The 16,452-nt window shown below is 68.7% G+C and carries 15 protein-coding genes; 2 read left to right on the top strand and 13 right to left on the bottom strand.

What is annotated here, in order from left to right:
* Nucleotides 1-451: 451 nt before the first annotated feature.
* From tyrS to ACZYX4_RS05340, 5 genes are all read right to left on the bottom strand, one after another.
* Nucleotides 452-1,765 carry a tyrosine--tRNA ligase gene (tyrS, locus tag ACZYX4_RS05360; RefSeq protein WP_463874259.1) on the bottom strand — a complete coding sequence of 438 codons (1,314 nt, stop codon included), beginning with the start codon at nt 1,763-1,765 and terminating at the stop codon, nt 452-454.
* 98 nt (nt 1,766-1,863) lie between these two features.
* Complete coding sequence (locus tag ACZYX4_RS05355; protein WP_463874258.1) at nt 1,864-4,092, bottom strand: HelD family protein; 2,229 nt, start codon at nt 4,090-4,092, stop codon at nt 1,864-1,866.
* Between the two features lie 535 nt (nt 4,093-4,627).
* On the bottom strand, nt 4,628-4,930 hold the full coding sequence (locus tag ACZYX4_RS05350) for a hypothetical protein (RefSeq protein WP_463874257.1): 303 nt from the start codon (nt 4,928-4,930) through the stop codon (nt 4,628-4,630).
* On the bottom strand, nt 4,920-5,528 hold the full coding sequence (locus ACZYX4_RS05345) for a hypothetical protein (RefSeq protein WP_463874256.1): 609 nt from the start codon (nt 5,526-5,528) through the stop codon (nt 4,920-4,922). The genes ACZYX4_RS05350 and ACZYX4_RS05345 overlap by 11 nt, the downstream gene beginning before the upstream one ends.
* 76 nt (nt 5,529-5,604) lie before the next feature.
* Entirely contained in the window at nt 5,605-6,282 is a 678-nt protein-coding gene (locus ACZYX4_RS05340; RefSeq protein WP_463874255.1) for a DNA-3-methyladenine glycosylase, read from the bottom strand.
* Nucleotides 6,283-6,373: 91 nt separating this feature from the next.
* Here ACZYX4_RS05340 and ACZYX4_RS05335 point away from each other — a divergent pair, with 91 nt between their 5' ends.
* Entirely contained in the window at nt 6,374-7,906 is a 1,533-nt protein-coding gene (locus ACZYX4_RS05335; protein ID WP_463874254.1) for a DNA-3-methyladenine glycosylase 2 family protein, read from the top strand.
* The gene (locus ACZYX4_RS05330) at nt 7,903-8,415 is read left to right on the top strand and encodes a methylated-DNA--[protein]-cysteine S-methyltransferase (protein WP_463874253.1); all 513 of its coding nucleotides are present in this window, start codon (nt 7,903-7,905) and stop codon (nt 8,413-8,415) included. The genes ACZYX4_RS05335 and ACZYX4_RS05330 overlap by 4 nt, the downstream gene beginning before the upstream one ends.
* Nucleotides 8,416-8,491: 76 nt before the next feature.
* Here ACZYX4_RS05330 and ACZYX4_RS05325 read toward each other — a convergent pair whose 3' ends face one another.
* From ACZYX4_RS05325 to argB, 8 genes are all read right to left on the bottom strand, one after another.
* Nucleotides 8,492-9,232, bottom strand: coding sequence for a maleylpyruvate isomerase family mycothiol-dependent enzyme (locus ACZYX4_RS05325; protein ID WP_463874251.1), 741 nt, complete (start codon nt 9,230-9,232; stop codon nt 8,492-8,494).
* Between the two features lie 50 nt (nt 9,233-9,282).
* Nucleotides 9,283-9,813, bottom strand: a complete 531-nt coding sequence (locus tag ACZYX4_RS05320) for a pyridoxine/pyridoxamine 5'-phosphate oxidase (protein WP_463874250.1) — start codon at nt 9,811-9,813, stop codon at nt 9,283-9,285.
* A 77-nt stretch (nt 9,814-9,890) separates the two neighbouring features.
* Nucleotides 9,891-11,354: an argininosuccinate lyase gene (gene argH, locus ACZYX4_RS05315; protein WP_463874248.1), complete on the bottom strand. Its 1,464-nt coding sequence runs from the start codon at nt 11,352-11,354 to the stop codon at nt 9,891-9,893.
* Between the two features lie 26 nt (nt 11,355-11,380).
* The gene (locus ACZYX4_RS05310; RefSeq protein WP_463874246.1) at nt 11,381-12,586 is read right to left on the bottom strand and encodes an argininosuccinate synthase; all 1,206 of its coding nucleotides are present in this window, start codon (nt 12,584-12,586) and stop codon (nt 11,381-11,383) included.
* Nucleotides 12,587-12,691: 105 nt separating this feature from the next.
* A complete protein-coding gene (locus ACZYX4_RS05305) occupies nt 12,692-13,225 on the bottom strand; it encodes an arginine repressor (protein ID WP_463874244.1) in 534 nt (177 codons plus the stop codon).
* A complete protein-coding gene (gene argF, locus ACZYX4_RS05300) occupies nt 13,225-14,214 on the bottom strand; it encodes an ornithine carbamoyltransferase (protein WP_463874242.1) in 990 nt (329 codons plus the stop codon). Before argF ends, ACZYX4_RS05305 begins: the two co-directional genes overlap by 1 nt.
* Nucleotides 14,211-15,494 (bottom strand): acetylornithine transaminase, encoded by a 1,284-nt coding sequence (locus tag ACZYX4_RS05295; protein ID WP_463874241.1) that lies wholly within the window; start codon nt 15,492-15,494, stop codon nt 14,211-14,213. Before ACZYX4_RS05295 ends, argF begins: the two co-directional genes overlap by 4 nt.
* The gene (gene argB / locus ACZYX4_RS05290) at nt 15,491-16,447 is read right to left on the bottom strand and encodes an acetylglutamate kinase (RefSeq protein ID WP_463874239.1); all 957 of its coding nucleotides are present in this window, start codon (nt 16,445-16,447) and stop codon (nt 15,491-15,493) included. The genes ACZYX4_RS05295 and argB overlap by 4 nt, the downstream gene beginning before the upstream one ends.
* Between the last annotated feature and the right edge of the window lie 5 nt (nt 16,448-16,452).

Genomic DNA, 16,452 nt, shown 5'->3' with positions numbered 1-16,452 from the left:
AACCAGACCACACCACGGGGTGGCAGGCCTGATCAATTCAACCAATTCAATACAATAAATTGGTATCAACAAACTTGGCACACTATTGAGTTCTCAAACAACAGACACATTCAAAGTACTGTTCGAAACAATTCAATGTAAATGAATTCTTTTGTTTCGCTTTTTCTTCGCTGCGATATTTGAAGCTTATTTCATTCATATCCACTTTGCAAATCCGGATTTTCATCCAAATTTCATCTGGTGGAACGAATGCACCCAGCAAAATGTGAAGCAACTTTTCATTCCTGCGCCAGCTTGCTCCAGGGGAGCCGAAAGCGCTAGGAGAATTGCTTCTCTATTTTTGTTGGGGTTGGTCACCACTCTGCGGTGGCGACTAAAAGAACAATACACGCTCCGGCCCGACCTTGCAACTGGGTCGGGCCGGAGCGTGCAGGTGACGTGAGGTGCCGTTCTAGGCCGCGGAAACTTCGACGGTGGCGAGGTTCTTCTTGCCCCGGCGCAACAGCAGGTAGCGTCCGTGCAGCAGCTGGCCGGGCTCGATAACGGCGTCCGGATCCGCGACCTTGGCGTTGTTGACGTAGGCCCCGCCCTCCGCCACGGTGCGGCGGGCTGCCGATTTGCTCTCCGACAGTCCGGTGGCAACCAGCAGTTCGATGATGCCCAGGCCGCCGGCCTCGACGGTGGCCGAAGGGAGTTCGGACGTGGCCGCCTTGAGCGTGGCCTCGTCCAGGACGCTGAGGTCACCGTTGCCGAACAGGGCAGCTGAGGCTGCGATGACCTTGTCCGTGGCCTCCACACCGTGGACGAGGGAGGTCACCTCGAAGGCAAGCCTCCGCTGTCCTTCACGGGCGAAGGGCCGCTCGGCAACCGCGGTTTCCAGCGCTTCAATCTCGGCACGGCCCAGGAAGGTAAACACCTTCAGGCGTGCCGCCACGTCGCTGTCCGCTGTGTTGAGCCAGAACTGGTAGAAGGAGTACGGGCTGCACATCTCCGGATCAAGCCAGATGGCGTTGCCCTCGCTCTTGCCGAACTTCGTGCCGTCAGAGTTCGTAATGAGGGGGGTACCCAGCGCGTGGACGTGTTTGCCCTCAACTTTGCGGATGAGATCGGTGCCACTCGTGAGATTGCCCCACTGGTCCGACCCGCCGGTCTGCAGGACACAGCCGTAGTCGCGGAAGAGCTGCAGGTAATCCATGCCCTGCAGGATCTGGTAGCTGAACTCCGTGTAGCTGATCCCCTCGTCGGAGTTCAGGCGGTTGGCGACAATGTCCTTCTTGATCATGGTGCCGACCCGGAAGTGTTTGCCGATCCCGCGGAGGAAGTCGATGGCGCTCAGCGGCGCGGTCCAGTCCAGGTTGTTGACCATTCGTGCCGCGTTGTCACCCTCGAAGCTGAGGAAACGCTGGACCTGCGCCTGCAGCTTCCCGACCCATTCGGCGACCGTCTCGGGGGTGTTGAGCACGCGTTCGGCACTCTGCCGCGGATCTCCGATCAGGCCGGTGGATCCGCCGACCAGCCCGAGGGGCTTATGGCCGGCCAGCTGGATCCGGCGCATCAGCAGCAGCTGGACCAGGTTGCCCAGGTGCAGGCTTGGAGCGGTGGGATCGAAGCCGCAGTAGTAGGTTGCGGGATCGCCGGCGAGCAGCTTCTCCAGCGCCGCCTCATCCGTTGAGACATGGACCAGGCCTCGCCATTTCAGCTCCTGCCAGACGTTGGCGAAGCTGGGGTCATTCTGCTGGGAACGTAGATCATTTAGCTGGGACACGGAATCTAAGTTAGCAGGATCAGGGCACCGCCAGCGCTTGTGACCGTCAGCCGACGGGGCTTGTGACCGTCAGCCACCGTGGCGCCCGCCGGCGGGACTCATTCTTCGATGCCGGCCGGCACACCGGCGGAGGCGATGAGCCGCAGCCGCTGGGTGGGCCGGGTCATGGCCACATACAGGTCACCGACACGGCCGTGCTCATGGTTGAGCATGGCCGATGGCTCCAGCACCACGACGCCGTCGAACTCCAGGCCCTTGGCCTCACGGGGGCTGATCACCACAATGTCCTGCACGTAGCTGCCGGCATCCGTGCCGACGCGGCGGCCGTAGACCGCGCGCAGCGCGGCGGTCGCCTCCGGGAGGAGCTCGCCGTCGGCAATGACGGCGAGCAGGCCGCCCTCGAGCGCACCCAGCTCCTCCGGCAGGACCTCCACGAGCTTGCTGATGATCCCGCCGCGCTCGACGCGGTCGATCACGGGCGGCCAGAGTCCCTCGCGGACAGCCTTCGGTGCGGACACCACAAGCCCCGCCGCGTTGGCCATCCGGGCAGCCGCTTCGGCGATCTGCGAGGGCGTGCGGTAGTTGACCGTGAGTTCCTCGAGCTGCCAGCGGTCGCCGAACATGGGCCCGAGGGCGCTGTGCCAGGAATTGGCGCCGGCCACGGAGCTCGTCTGGGCAATATCGCCCACGATGGTGAAGGACTTCATCGGGCAGCGGCGGACCAGCAGGCGCCACTGCATCGGCGAGAGCTCCTGGGCCTCGTCCACCACTATGTGCCCGAACGCCCAGTTGCGGTCTGTGGTGGCGCGCTCGGCGGCGCTCAGCCGGGTAACGCGTTCCTGGTTCTGGTCCACGAGCTCTTCCGCGGAGACCAGGACGTCCACGCCGGCTGTTTCCATGTTGACCAGCGTCTGCTTGGCATTGGCCAGGTCGCGGGCGCGGTCGTGTTCCTGCTGGGCCAGTCCCCTGCCCGCGGCCGCGTCGAGTTCGCCGAGGAGTTCGGCGGCCTCGTCCAGGAGCGGCACGTCCGCTTCGGTCCACGGGGCGTCGGCGGGCCGGAGCAGCAGTTCACGCTCGGCGCCGGTGAGGTGGGGGGTGCAGGCTGCAAGGATTGCCGGCCTGCTGAGGAGTTCACCGATGAGCTTCTCCGGTGTCATCGGCATCCAGCACAGGTTCAGGGCAATCCGCACGTCCCGCGCGGAGCGGACGTCCTCGGCCAGATAGGAGCGGTCGGCGTTGTTGCCGATGCTGCCGGCTTCCACGAGTTCGGTCATCTGCTCGGTCAGTTCGCGCAGCAGGATCTTGACGAACGAGACCCGGGCCTCGTTGTGCGGCTTGCCGGTCGAGCGGGCCCTGTCCCTGGCACGGCGGACCTGCCGGGGGGTGAGCAGCAGTTTGCGACCGTCGACTTCGAGGACGCGGTTTTCCGCCGGAATGCGCTGCCGGTTGGCCACGGCGTTCGCCACGACCTCGGCCATGTCCAGCCGGCCCTTGATGGCCGCGATCTCGGCTTCGGGCTCGGCGACGGCGTGGATGCCGGGCATCAGACGGCCTACGCTCGCCATCACGACGCCGGTTTCGCCGAGCGACGGCAGGACACGCTCGATGTACTTCATGAACGACGACGACGGTCCCACGAGCAGGACGCCGGCGGTCTTAAGCCGGTCACGGTGGGTGTAGAGCAGGTAGGCGGCGCGGTGCAGCGCCACGGCGGTCTTGCCGGTGCCGGGACCGCCCTGGACCACGAGGGCGCCGGAGATCGACGATCGGATAATCCGGTCCTGCTCGGACTGGATGGTCCCGACGATGTCCGACATCCGTCCGGTCCGCTTGGAATTCAGGGCCGCCAGCAGGGCGCCCTCGCCCTGGAGGGACTCGTTGTCGGCGAGCAGGCCGGCGTCGAGGACGTCATCCTCGATCGCCTTGACCTCGCGGCCCTGCAGGATCAGGTGGCGGCGGCGGCGCACACCCTGCCGGTCGAACGCGGTGGCCTGGTAGAAGTGGCCGGCCTCGGGTGCGCGCCAGTCCAGCATGAGGCGCTGGAGGTCGTCCGTGGTCAGTCCGATGCGGCCGATGTACTGGGCCTCGCCGGAGTCGAGGTCGAGGCGGCCGAACACGAGCCGGTCATCGACGGCGTCGAGCTGCGCCAGACGGTCCTCATACAGCGCGGCGAACGCGTCCCGCTCGGAGACGTTCTGCATGGTGCCCACCGCACCGGCACGCCGTACCTGCGCCAGCTGGGCGCGTTTTTCCGTCCGCAGCTCATCCAGCCGGGCGTAAAGTCCCGCCACATAGTCGCGTTCATGGGCCAAATCAGCGTCGTGCATCGAACGTTCCCCTATCGAAAAAGACAGACCCACCATTCTACAACCTTTTCGGTCTCCCCACCGGCACATGTCAGTTTGTGCAGGCAGTCTGCCGCGACGTGCGGAATGGTCCACTCCTCGCTCGACAGCTTCCCGGCCCTGCGGACGGTGAAAACGCCGGTGCCGGTGCCGTATGCTCCCGCTAAGTCCCCGTCGAGGGCCCTCTACCTCGTGGTGGAAGGGGTCTTTTCCCAGGGGCGAAGGTAGACCCCGCCGGTCTGGTCCACGTTCGCGGGCCGCCACCGCCAGTGACGGATGGCCCGCTGCGTCGTGTACACCGCACCGGCCACGAACATGAGCGAACAGAGCCAGAAAATCCAGCGTTGTCCTGCAGCTCGGGAAGTGCCGCAAAGATCCCCATGCCAACGGCGCCGGCGATGAAGAAGGCGGATGTTGTCAGGTCATCGACAGGCGTCACTCCGGGCCCGAACCCGAAGCGGGAAAGGTGGTTTTGGTTGGCCCGGGCTCGGGGCGGCGGGGGGCTGGGGGTCAGGGGTCAACGGGGATTCCTTTGTTGATTTGATGTGGCGGAAGGGGTCTTCTCCCACGGGCGCAGGTAGACCCCGCCGGTCAGGTCCGTGTTCGCGAGCCGCCACCGCCAGGGACGGATGCCGCGCTGGGTCGTGTACACCGTGCCGCCGATGATGAACACCTGGCAGAACACCATCACGGTGACGAACCAGACGATCGTGTCGGCCGGGATATCTGACATCGCGCCGAGCATCGTGATGGACAGCCAGATGAAAAGTCCGACAAAAAAGACGCTTGTCGTCAGATCCTCGACCGGTTCACCCATCACCCTCACTGGCTGGACCCGTGTCGCTGTCCGGCGCGGCCGGGGACCGCAGGAGACCGTGCGCGAGTCCGTAGCTGACGACGTCGAGCGCCTTGCCGAGCGCATGCTCCGCGTCGAACCGCCGGGCCGCCGCTGCACCCAGGCGGCCGTGGTCCTTCGCCCATTCGGACCGGGAGAAGCGGTCAGCGTCGCCGTGCAGGAGCCGTCCATAGAGAACGTCTTCGAAAACGTCCGGGCCGTCCTCGGGGGCTGGTCCGGGCATCCCGTGCAGCCGGCCCTGGAGCATTTCGGCGGTGAACAGTTCAGCCACCGCGTCCGTTCCCTCCGCGAGCCTGCGGTCTGCCGCATGGTTGCACAGGCGGAGTGCCCTCACGACCAGCTTGAGGGACACGTGTTCATCCCGGACGATGAACTTGCGCAGCAGGGCTGCCCGGAAGAGCTCCACCCACTGCCGGCGTTCCGCCTCGGGGGAATCTGCCGGCAGCGGCCCGTCTGCAGGTCTGAACAACTCGGCCATCCGGAAATAGTCGGCGGCCAGTTGCGCAAAGATCTCGAGCCTTTCGAGCTCGCTGCGTGGTTTCCCGCGCTTGCCCTCACCCATGAGATGCCGTCCTCCCCCGCCACCGGTTCCAGGCAACCACCGGAACCACCAGAACCTCCAGAAGCACCATGGCCGGCTAGGCCGTCCGCACCTTCGCCGCCTTGTAGCGGGAGACGGTCGGGTCACCGCTCAGCCAGAAGCGCCAGGGGTAGTCGTGGGTGCCTCCGGCGCCGGAGACGCCGACGCGCGGCCCGGCGCTGACGTCCACAGCCGCCAGGGCGGGCAGTTCCAGTCCGAACGGGGTCTGGAGGGCGTCCCGGCCGCTGTCCGCCGTCGTGATTCCGAGCGACGTGGCGAGCCGGGCCGGGCCGCTCGCCAGGTCCTTTGGGGATTTCGACGCCGGCCGGCGGCTGCGTGCCAGCTCCTCCCCGGCCACAATTTCGCCGGCGCGCAGCAGCACGGCGGAGGCGACGCCGGCCGGCCCGCACACGATGTTGGCGCAGTGGTGCAGGCCGTAGGTGAAGTAGACGTACAGGTGGCCGGCCGGGCCGAACATCGGGGCGTTGCGCGCGGTGGCGCCGCGGAAGGTGTGCGAGCCGGGGTCCGGGTGCAGCGAGTCCTGCGGGCCCAGATAGGCCTCCACCTCCGTAATCCGCACGGACACCGGGCCGTCGCTCCCCGCATGCGTCAGCACCGCGCCGAGCAGCAGCGGCGCCACCTGCCGGGCGTCAAGGGACAGGAGCCCGCGCAGTTCGTCCGCGGGCGGCCCGCAGGCAGGGAAACCCGGCACGCTGACAGGAGGCGTCAAAGTCATGCTCCGACTTTAACAAATGCCACCGCTCCCCCTCCACAGCCGTGTCCGATTTCCGCTAGCAGCAGTCCCCGGAAGCTGACAGGATGAACGCATGGACTTCTGGCAGCGCTACCGGGCAATTGACGCCCGGGACACCCGGTTCGACGGGCAGTTCTACACTGCTGTCCGCACCACGGGCATCTATTGCCGGCCCTCCGGCCCGGCCCGGACCCCCAAAGCGGGGAATGTCACCTTCTACGAAACGTCCGCCGCCGCGCACGACGCCGGCTACCGGGCCTGCAAACGCTGCCTGCCCGAGGCCGTCCCCGGCACGCCGGCCTGGAACGTGCGCTCCGACATCGCCGGACGCGCGATGCGGCTCATCAACGACGGTGTGATCAACCGCGACGGCGTGGAGGGGCTTGCCGCCCGGCTGGGCTACTCCTCGCGGCAGCTTAACCGGATTCTGAGCAACGAACTCGGCGCCGGACCGCTCTCGCTGGCCCGGGCCGGGCGGGCCCAGACCGCCCGCACCCTGCTCGTTTCCACGCCCATGAAAATCGCCGACATTGCCTTCGCGGCCGGCTTCAGCAGCGTGCGCCAGTTCAACGAGACCATCGGCGAGGTCTTCGCCATGTCACCCACGGCACTGCGGGCCACCGCCCGGCACCACCGTTCGCCTGGCCTGGCCGCACCGCCGGCGACGGCGCTGACGCTGACGCTGAACCTGCCGTACCGCGAGCCGTTCGACCCGGGAATCTTCGACTTCCTCACGGTCCGGGCCATTCCGGGCATCGAGGAAGGCTCGTCCACCTCCTACGCCCGGACCCTGCGCCTGGCCCACGGAGACGCCCGTTTCCGGGTGGACTACGACGCCGGTTCCCCTGGCCGTCCGCTGGTGCTGAGAATCGGCGCCGTCGACCTGCGGGACCTGCCGCCCCTGCTCAGCCGGGTCCGCCGGTTGCTGGACCTCGACTCCGACCCGGTCGCCATCGACGGTGCACTGGGGGCCGATCCGCGGCTGTCGGCCAGCGTCGCCGCCACCGCCGGGATGCGGATGCCGGGCGCCGTTGACCCGCAGGAGCTGCTGGTCCGGGCCATGATCGGCCAGCAGATCACCGTCGCCGCCGCCCGCACCGCCCTCATCCACCTGTCCGCGGCCGGCAGCGCGAGCCTGGTGCCGGCGGACGGCCTGCAAAGGCTGTTCCCGACGGCGGAGCAGATTGCCGGGCACGGTTTCGGGCTGCTCCGCGGGCCGCAGCGCCGCATCGATTCCGTCCGCGCGGCCGCGGCGGCGATGGCCTCGGGTGAGCTCGACTTCGGCTACGGCGACGACCTGCCCGGCCTGGAGTCCAAACTGCTGCCCCTCGCCGGCATTGGGCCGTGGACGGTTGGTTATGTGGCGATGCGCGTGATCGGCGCCCCGGATGTCTTCCTGGCCAACGACGCAGCGGTGCGAAACGGCATCCGTTCCCTCGCCCGGGACCCGGACGGCGTGGCAGTCGCCCCCGACGCCCGCCTGAGTCCTGATTTCCGGGAGCTCAGCCCCTGGCGTTCCTACGCCACCATGCACCTGTGGCGCGCGGCGGGGGCCCGGGCCGCGGCCCGCACACGTACCCAGCCCCAGAAGAAAGTGATGCCATGAAAGCCCAGTTGCTGACCATGTCCACCCCGGACGGTCCGTTCACCATCATTGCCCGGGACGGGGCCGTGCTGGCCTCGGGGTGGACTGCCGTTCCCGGCGAGCTGACCGGGCAGATCCATCCTGAGCTGCTCCCCGGGGACTACGAGGCCGTCACCGGGCTGAGTGCCATCTCCGACGCCGTGGCGGAGTTCTATGCCGGGAACCCCACGCCCGCCATGGCGGTGCCGGTGCTGCAGAAATCCGGGCCGTTCCGGGGCCATGCCTGGGATGTCCTCCGGACCGTCGCGCCGGGACACCCCGTGACCTACACGGAGTACGCGGAGCTCTCCGGCAACGTCAAAGCCGTGCGCGCTGCGGCCAGCGCCTGCGCATTCAACGCGGCGGCGCTGTTTGTCCCGTGCCACCGGGTGATCCGGACCGACGGAAGCCTGGGCGGCTTCCGCTGGGGGCTGGCCATCAAGGAAAGCCTGCTGGACCGGGAGCGCCGTCAGGCCGCCGGCGTGGCCTAGCGCCGGCCGCCGGGGTGAGACTTCGCGCCCATGTCGCGGCGGATCATGGGCGCCTAGTCTCACCTCGGCGGACGTCCTAGGGGGTGACAGGCACCCCGGCCGGCCAGGGCAGGAGCTCGGGGAGGTCCACGCCGTCGGCCGCCGCGGTGGCGCGCAGGCTGCCGAGGGTCGGCGTGCGTCCCGCGAGCCAGGCAGCGATATCGGTCAGCATCCCGTTGATGGCGGTCGCCTGGCCGCCCGGGGTACCGATTGACACTGCCGGCAGGCCAAGCGGCTGGAGGACAAACCGCTGCCCGTCCGGCACCCGGGCGGCCAGGAAATCGAAAAGGTGCTCGCAGAACGGCCGGCTCCAGGTTTCCGGGCCGCCGCCGGTGCCGAGGTCGGTGGCGTGGATGACGAGCTCGCGCCAGAGCGCCAGTCCGCCGTCGAGAACGACTCCCCCGCGGAAGCTGATGGGCGCCCGCCAGCCGACATCGGCCAGTGCTTCAAAAGCTTGCAGCGCCCTGCCCAGGGCGGCGTCCAGGTCGGCCCGGTGTTCCGCAATGGTGTGCCCGGCGGCCATCTCGATGGCACGGGTCCGGCCGTCGTAGCCGCCGTCGTAGAGCTCGATGGTGTCGGACTGGGCGGCGTATTCCAGCTGACGGGCCATCGCATTGGCGATCCCGCAGACGTGGGCCAGCACGTGGCCGCGGGTCCAGCCCGGCAGTTCCGAGGCGGCCTTGACGTCCTCGTCGGAAAAGCCGGCGGCGATTCCAGCCACAGTGCCGGCTGCGCGGCGGAGTTCTTCCAGGAGTTTTTCCGGGGTGATGGTGGTCATGGCGATCATCCTAATACGAACGCCTTGCGAACGGCCTGAATAAAGGCCGGTTAACTGAAGGACTCCGGGCCGTAGCGGTGCCGGAGGTGCCGGCGGTCGTGCCGGGCCTGCCAGAACTCGATCTCCCGGGGCTGAAGGGCGTACAGCTGCCAGTCCGGGTTGTCACTGCCGTCCGCGCCGGGCCGGGCATGCCAGTCCGCAGCCGAGGCCTCGGCGGACAGCTCCGCCACCGCGCCGGCGACGCGGACCTGCCGGCCCTGCTGCTGCCAGAAGAAGTTCAGCGCGGCGTGGGGATTCGCCGAGAGTTCCCGGCCCTTCCGGGAGGCGCGGGACGTAGCGAAGTGCCAGCCGTCGTCGTCGATGTCCTTGAGGATCAGCATCCGGGAGGAAGGCCGCCCGAGCTCATCCGCTGTGGCCAGGCTGCAGGCGTTGGGCTGCGGGACACCGGCGGCCAGCGCCTCATCGAACCAGAGCCGGAAGAGTCCGGCCGCGTCCGCGGGCGCGGCGTCCGGGTCGAAGTCCGGGAGCAGTTCGGGGAAATCGGGCAGGGCGCGCAGCAGCTGGCGGAACGTTTCGCTCATGTTCCCACCTTAACGAAGAAAGTCCCGGCAGGCCCGGCCATTGGTGGCCGGGCCTGCCGGGACCGCCCGGCGAAAGGCTACCCCGCGTACCCGCGGGCGGCGGCGAGCTCGCCCTCGAGGGCCAGCAGCTGGCGCTCGACGGCGGCCGGTGCGGTGCCGCCCTGGGAGTTCCGGCTGTTCAGCGAGCCTTCGGTGGACAGGACCGTGCGGACCTCCGGCGTCAGGTGCTCCGAGATCGCGGCGTATTCCTCATCCTTGAGGTCCCAGAGTTCGACGCCGCGGCTTTCGGCCTGCTTGACCGCGGCACCGGAGAGCTCGTGCGCCTCGCGGAACGGAACGCCCTGGCGGACCAGCCATTCGGCAATGTCCGTGGCCAGTGCGAAGCCCTGCGGAGCCAGGGACTCCATCCGTTCGGTGTTGAACGTCAACGTCGAGATCATGCCGGAGACTGCCGGGAGCAGGACCTCCAGCGTGTCGGCGGCGTCGAAGACCGGTTCCTTGTCCTCCTGGAGGTCGCGGTTGTACGCGAGCGGCAGCCCCTTCAGGGTCGCCAGCAGCCCGGTCAGGTTGCCGATCAGCCGGCCGGCCTTTCCGCGTGCCAGCTCCGCCACGTCCGGGTTCTTTTTCTGCGGCATGATCGAGGAGCCGGTGGAGTAGGAATCGTGCAGGGTGACGAAGGAGAACTCCTTGGTGGCCCACAGGATGACTTCCTCCGACACGCGGGAGAGATCCACGCCGATCATGGCCGTGATCCACGCGAACTCGGCGAAGACATCGCGGGAGGCGGTGCCGTCGATCGAGTTGTGCGTGGCGGAGAAGAAGCCCAGTTCCGCGGCCACCGCCTCCGGGTCCAGGCCCAGCGAGGAGCCCGCGAGGGCACCGGAGCCGTACGGCGAGACGCCGGCGCGCTTGTCCCAGTCCGCAAACCGCTGCACATCACGCAGCAGCGCCCAGGCGTGGGCCAGCAGGTGGTGGCTGAGCAGCACCGGCTGGGCGTGCTGCAGGTGGGTGCGGCCGGGCATGGCCACCCCCTGGTGCGCCTTGGCCTGCTCCACGAGCGCATCGATCGTGGCGAGCACGCCGCGGGCGATGATCCGGGCGTGGTCGCGCAGGAACATCCGGCCCAGCGTGGCCACCTGGTCGTTGCGGGAGCGGCCCGCGCGGAGCTTGCCGCCGAGCTGGGTGCCGGCGCGCTCGATCAGTCCGCGTTCCAGCGAGCCGTGCACGTCCTCATCGGACTCCGCCGGCAGGTAGGCTCCGGAAGCGACGTCCGTATCCAGCCGGCCCAGGGCGTCCAGCATGCCCTCGAGCTCGGCGTCGTCGAGCAGCCCGGCCTTGTGCAGCACACGGGCATGCGCCATGGACCCGGCGATGTCGTAGCGGGCCAGCCGCCAGTCAAAGTGCGTGGACTTGCTCAGTGCGGCGAGGGCGTCCGCGGGGCCGCCGGCGAACCGGCCGCCCCACAGTGCACCCGCATTCGTCCCCGAGCGCCCCCCGGCCTCGCTTCGCTCGGCCGGGGACCCCTGCGCTCGTGGGCCCATCTTCGGAGTCTTCTCAACCACGCGGGCTACTTTCCGGCGACGCGGATGTCGCGGCCGGAGGCCACCTTGGCGGACATCCCCCACAGCTCGATGAAGCCGCGCGCCATCGACTGGTCGAAGGTGTCGCCGGTGTCGTAGGTGGCGAGGTCGAAGTCGTAGAGCGAGGTCCCGGAGCGGCGTCCGTTGACGACCGCCTGGCCGCCGTGCAGCATCATGCGGATGTCACCGGTGACGTAGCGCTGCGTGTCCTCGATGAAGGCATCGAGGGAGCGCTTGAGCGGCGAGAACCACTGGCCGTCGTAGACCAGCTCGGACCAGCGCTGGCCGACGGTGGCCTTGAAGCGGGCCTGCTCGCGCTCCACCGTGATGTCCTCGAGGTGCTTGTGCGCGGTGATGAGCGCCATGGCTCCCGGTGCCTCGTAGACCTCGCGGGACTTGATGCCGACGAGGCGGTCCTCGACGACGTCGATGCGGCCGACGCCCTGGGCGCCGGCGCGGCGGTTGAGTTCCTTGATGGCCTGCAGCGGGGTGACCCTGACGCCGTCGATCGCGACCGGGATGCCGGCCTCGAAGGAGATGGTGACCTCGTCCGGGGCCGGGGGAAATTCCGGGGTCGCGGTGTAGTCGTAGATGTCCTTGGTGGGGGCGTTCCAGATGTCCTCGAGGTAGCCGGTCTCGACGGCGCGGCCCCAGACGTTCTGGTCAATCGAGTACGGGTTCTTCTTGGTGGTCTCGATCGGCAGCCCCTTTTCCTCGGCGAAGGCGATGGCCTTGTCACGGGTCAGGGCGAGGTCGCGGACCGGGGCGATGCACTTCAGGTCCGGGCCGAGGGTCTGGATCCCGACTTCGAAGCGGACCTGGTCGTTGCCCTTGCCGGTGCAGCCGTGGGCCACCGTGGTGGCGCCGAACTCGCGGGCGGCCTTGACGAGGTGCTTGACGATCACCGGGCGCGAGATCGCGGAGACCAGCGGGTAGTGGCCCTGGTAGAGGGCGTTGGCCTTCAGCGCGGGCATGCAGTATTCCTCGGCGAATTCGTCGGACGCGTCGGCCACGTAGGCCTCGACGGCGCCGCAGCCCAGGGCACGCTGGCGGATCGTCTCCAGCGACTCGCCGCCCTGTCCGACGTCGACCGCCACGGCGATAACCTCGGCGCCGGTCGCTTCACCGATCCAGCCGATGGCTACGGAAGTATCCAGGCCACCGGAGTAGGCCAGCACAATACGCTCAGTCACTTGTTATGCTCCTTAGTTGTTTGGGGAAAATATTCGGGGTAAAAGCTTGTCTACTGAAAGCCTGTCACATCCCGGTGGCAGGCCCAATCTTCAGGCCGGGCGCTCTCAGCCGGTGCCGGCTTCCTCGGCGAGCTGCAGGAAGCGGGCGGCCACGCCGGCCCCGCCGAGCGGATCGCGGGTGACCAGCAGCACGGTGTCGTCCCCGGCGATGGTGCCGAGGATCGAGGGCATCACGGAGTGGTCGATGGACAGGGCGAGGAAGTTGGCCGCACCGGGCGGCGTCCGGAGCACCACAATGTTCGCGGACGCTTCGGCGCTGACCAGCAGTTCCCCGCAGAGCCGGGCCAGCCGCGCGTCGAGGATCTCCTGGGTGACGCCGCTCTTGGCCGCGCGTTCCCCGCCCTCCCCCGGCACCGCGTAGACGAGCACGCCGTCCTTGCCGCGCACCCGCACCGCGCCCAGCTCCACCAGGTCCCGGGACAGCGTGGCCTGGGTGACCTGGACGCCGTCGTCCGCGAGCAGCGCCGCCAGTTCGGCCTGCGAGCGGACCGACTCACCGGTGAGGATCGCGGTGATCCGCGCCTGCCGGGCCGTTTTGGTGGCCGGACTGGCCCCCGCCGGGGCGGGGTGGACGGACACTATCCGAGTCCTTCAACAACGGCGAGGCCGGAGCGGTGCATCAGCCACGCCATGAGGGCCTTCTGGGCGTGCAGCCGGTTCTCGGCCTCGTCCCAGACGACGGACTGCGGGCCGTCGATCACGGCCGCCGCGATCTCGTAGCCGCGGTAGGCGGGCAGGCAGTGCAGCACGACGGCGTCCGGCGCCGCGAGTTTCATCGCGGCCTCGTCCACGGCATAGCTGCGGAACAGCTGCAGCCGGGCTTCCTTCTCGTCCTCCTGGCCCATGGACACCCAGGTGTCGGTGGCGACGACGTCGGCGCCGAGCAACGCCTCGACGGCGTCCACGGTGACGAGCACCGAGCCGCCGGTCTCCGCTGCACGGTCTTCGGCCGCCGCGATGATGGCCGGGGACGGCAGGTAGCCGTCCGGGCCGGCGATGCGGACATGCATGCCGGCGGTGACGCCGGCCAGCAGGTAGGAGTTGGCCATGTTGTTGGCGGAGTCGCCGAGGTAGCTCATGGTCAGGCCCGCCAGGTCGCCCTTGTGTTCCTTGACGGTGAGCAGGTCCGCGAGGAGCTGGCAGGGGTGGTAGTCATCGCACAGGGCGTTGATGACCGGCACGCGGGAGTTTTCGGCCATGGCCACGAGCCCGGAGTGGGCACCGGTGCGCCAGACGATGGTGGACACCATGCGCTCCAGGACCTTGGCAGAATCCTCCACCGATTCCTTGTGGCCGATCTGTGCCTCGCCCGGGTTGATGATCAGCGCGTTGCCGCCCATGGCGGCGACGCCGGCGGCGAAGGACACCCGCGTCCGGGTGGAGGTCTTGTCGAAGATCACGGCGACGGTCTTGCGCCCGCTGCCTTCCGCGGCGAAGGGCTGCACGCTGTAGGGGGCGGCCTTCATCCGCACGGCGAGGTCCAGGACCTCGGCCTGCTCGGCCGGGGTGAGGTCCGTGTCCTTGAGGAAGTGGCGGGTCCGGCTCGTCGAAAATTCAGGGGCTGTCACTGGGCGTCCTTTGCGGTCTGGAGCAGGGCGGGCAGGGCCGCGAGGAAGCGGTCGGCCTGTTCGGTGGTGAGGATCAGCGGCGGTGCGAGGCGGATGGTGTGCGGGCCGGGGCTATTGACGATGAAGCCCGCCGTCAGGCCGGCGGTCACGACGGCCGGGGCGACGTCGGCGTCCAGATCGAAGCCGATCAGGAGCCCTTCGCCACGGACCTCGGTGACGCCGTCGACCGTGGCGAGGCCGGCCCGCAGGTGCTCCCCCACCTCCCGGACGTGGCCCAGGACCTGCTGGTTTTCCAGCACGTGCAGGGTGGCCAGCGCCGCGGCGGTGGCGACAGGGTTGCCGCCGAACGTGGTCCCGTGCTGGCCGGCGGTCAGCAGGGCGGACGTGTCCGGGCCGTAGGTGACGAGGGCGCCGATCGGGAAGCCGCCGCCGAGGCCCTTGGCGAGGGTCACGGCGTCGGGGACAATCCCGGCGTCCCCGCTCGCGAGCCACTTGCCGGTGCGGCCGATGCCGGTCTGGACCTCGTCCAGGATCAGCAGGGCACCGGCCGCGCTGGTGGCCTCCCGGGCCGCCCGCAAGTAGCCGGCGGGCAGCGGCCGGACCCCGGCCTCGCCCTGGATCGGTTCGAGGAAGACCGCGGCGACGGTGTCGTCCACCGCGGCGCGGAGGGCATCGATGTCGCCGAAGGGTATGTGTTCGACGCCGCCGGGCAGCGGGGCGAACGGCGCCCGGTAGGCTTCCTTCGAGGTGAGCGCCAGGGCGCCCATCGTGCGGCCGTGGAAGGCGCCTTCAAGTGCGATGATCCGGTTCCGCGGCTTGGCTGTACCCTCCCCGGCTCCGGCATGGCCGGCGCCGTTGTTGCGCCGCGCCAGCTTGAAGGCGGCCTCGACGGCTTCGGTGCCGGAGTTGGCGAAAAACACCTTGGACCCGGCCGGGGCCCTGGTGATCTCCAGCAGCTTCTCGGCCAGCGCGATCTGGGTGGGGCTCGTGAAGAAATTCGAAACGTGGCCCAGGGTGGCGAGCTGGCTGGAGATCACCGAGGTGACAAAGGGATGCGCGTGGCCCAGGGCGTTGACCGCGATCCCGCCGAGGAGGTCCAGGTATTCCTTGCCGTCGGCGTCCCAGACGAGGCAGCCGGCGCCGCGGACCAGGACCCGCTGCGGGGTGCCGAAGACGCCCAGCAGCGAGGACGAGTAGCGGGAGAGCCAGTCGGCTCCCGTGCCGGGGCCGCTGTTCCCGACGATTTCGCTGAGTTCGGGGGACTTTTCCAGCTGGTTCATTTGTTGTCCTCGTCCGGGACGACCTGGGTGCCGATGCCCGCCGTCGTGAAGGTTTCCAGGAGCATCGAGTGCGGCAGCCTGCCGTCGACAATGTGCGCGCGTTCGACGCCGCCCTCCACGGCCTTGAGGCAGGCCTCCATCTTCGGGATCATCCCCGACTCCAGGCGCGGCAGCAGTTCCCGCAGTTCCGACACGGTGAGCGAGGAAACCAGCGAGGAGCGGTCCGGCCAGTTGGCGAAGAGCCCCTCGACGTCAGTGAGGATCACCAGCTTCGAGGCGCCGAGGGCTTCGGCCAGTGCCGCGGCGGCGGTGTCCGCGTTGACGTTCAGCACCTGGCCGGTGGTCTGCGCCTGCTTTGCCCCCGGATCCCCGCTGCCGTCCTCGAAGATTTCCGGGGCCACCGTGGAGATCACCGGGATCCGCCCGGCCGCGACGATGTCCAGGATTCCCTCGGGATTCACGCCGATCACTTCGCCGACCAGGCCCAGGTCCACCTCTTCGCCGTCCACGACGGTGCCGGTCCGGACCGCGCGGAGCAGGCCGCCGTCCTCGCCGGACATCCCCACGGCGTAGGGGCCGTGGGAGTTGATCAGGCCGACGAGCTCGCGGCCGACCTGGCCGGTGAGGACCATGCGGACCACGTCCATGGCCTCGGGCGTGGTGACCCGCAGCCCGCCCTTGAACTCCGATTCGATGCCGAGCCGGCTGAGCATGGCGTTGATCTGCGGGCCCCCGCCGTGCACCACCACGGGGTGGATCCCGACGTGGTGCAGGAAGACGACGTCTTCGGCGAAAGCGCGGCGGAGCTCGTCATTGACCATGGCGTTGCCACCGTACTTGATCACCATGGTGGTGCCGGCAAAGCGCTGGATCCAGGGCAGGGCCTCGATCAGGGTGCCGGCTTTGCCCTGGGCATCGGACGTGGAGGTGGTCTCGCGGGTCTGGGTGTTCATGTTCG

It is taken from the genome of Pseudarthrobacter leeuwenhoeki (assembly GCF_055412885.1).
This window is presented reverse-complemented; position numbering and strand designations above follow the sequence as displayed.

Coding starts and splice junctions, on each gene's coding strand:
- ACZYX4_RS05335 (WP_463874254.1), top strand. CDS start 6,374: ATGGACTTCTGGCAGCGCTACCGGGCAATTGACGCCCGGGACACCCGG.
- ACZYX4_RS05355 (WP_463874258.1), bottom strand. CDS start 4,092: ATGCACGACGCTGATTTGGCCCATGAACGCGACTATGTGGCGGGACTT.
- ACZYX4_RS05295 (WP_463874241.1), bottom strand. CDS start 15,494: ATGAACCAGCTGGAAAAGTCCCCCGAACTCAGCGAAATCGTCGGGAAC.
- ACZYX4_RS05325 (WP_463874251.1), bottom strand. CDS start 9,232: ATGACCACCATCACCCCGGAAAAACTCCTGGAAGAACTCCGCCGCGCA.
- ACZYX4_RS05345 (WP_463874256.1), bottom strand. CDS start 5,528: ATGGGTGAGGGCAAGCGCGGGAAACCACGCAGCGAGCTCGAAAGGCTC.
- argH (WP_463874248.1), bottom strand. CDS start 11,354: ATGGGCCCACGAGCGCAGGGGTCCCCGGCCGAGCGAAGCGAGGCCGGG.
- ACZYX4_RS05340 (WP_463874255.1), bottom strand. CDS start 6,282: ATGACTTTGACGCCTCCTGTCAGCGTGCCGGGTTTCCCTGCCTGCGGG.
- ACZYX4_RS05330 (WP_463874253.1), top strand. CDS start 7,903: ATGAAAGCCCAGTTGCTGACCATGTCCACCCCGGACGGTCCGTTCACC.
- argB (WP_463874239.1), bottom strand. CDS start 16,447: ATGAACACCCAGACCCGCGAGACCACCTCCACGTCCGATGCCCAGGGC.
- ACZYX4_RS05320 (WP_463874250.1), bottom strand. CDS start 9,813: ATGAGCGAAACGTTCCGCCAGCTGCTGCGCGCCCTGCCCGATTTCCCC.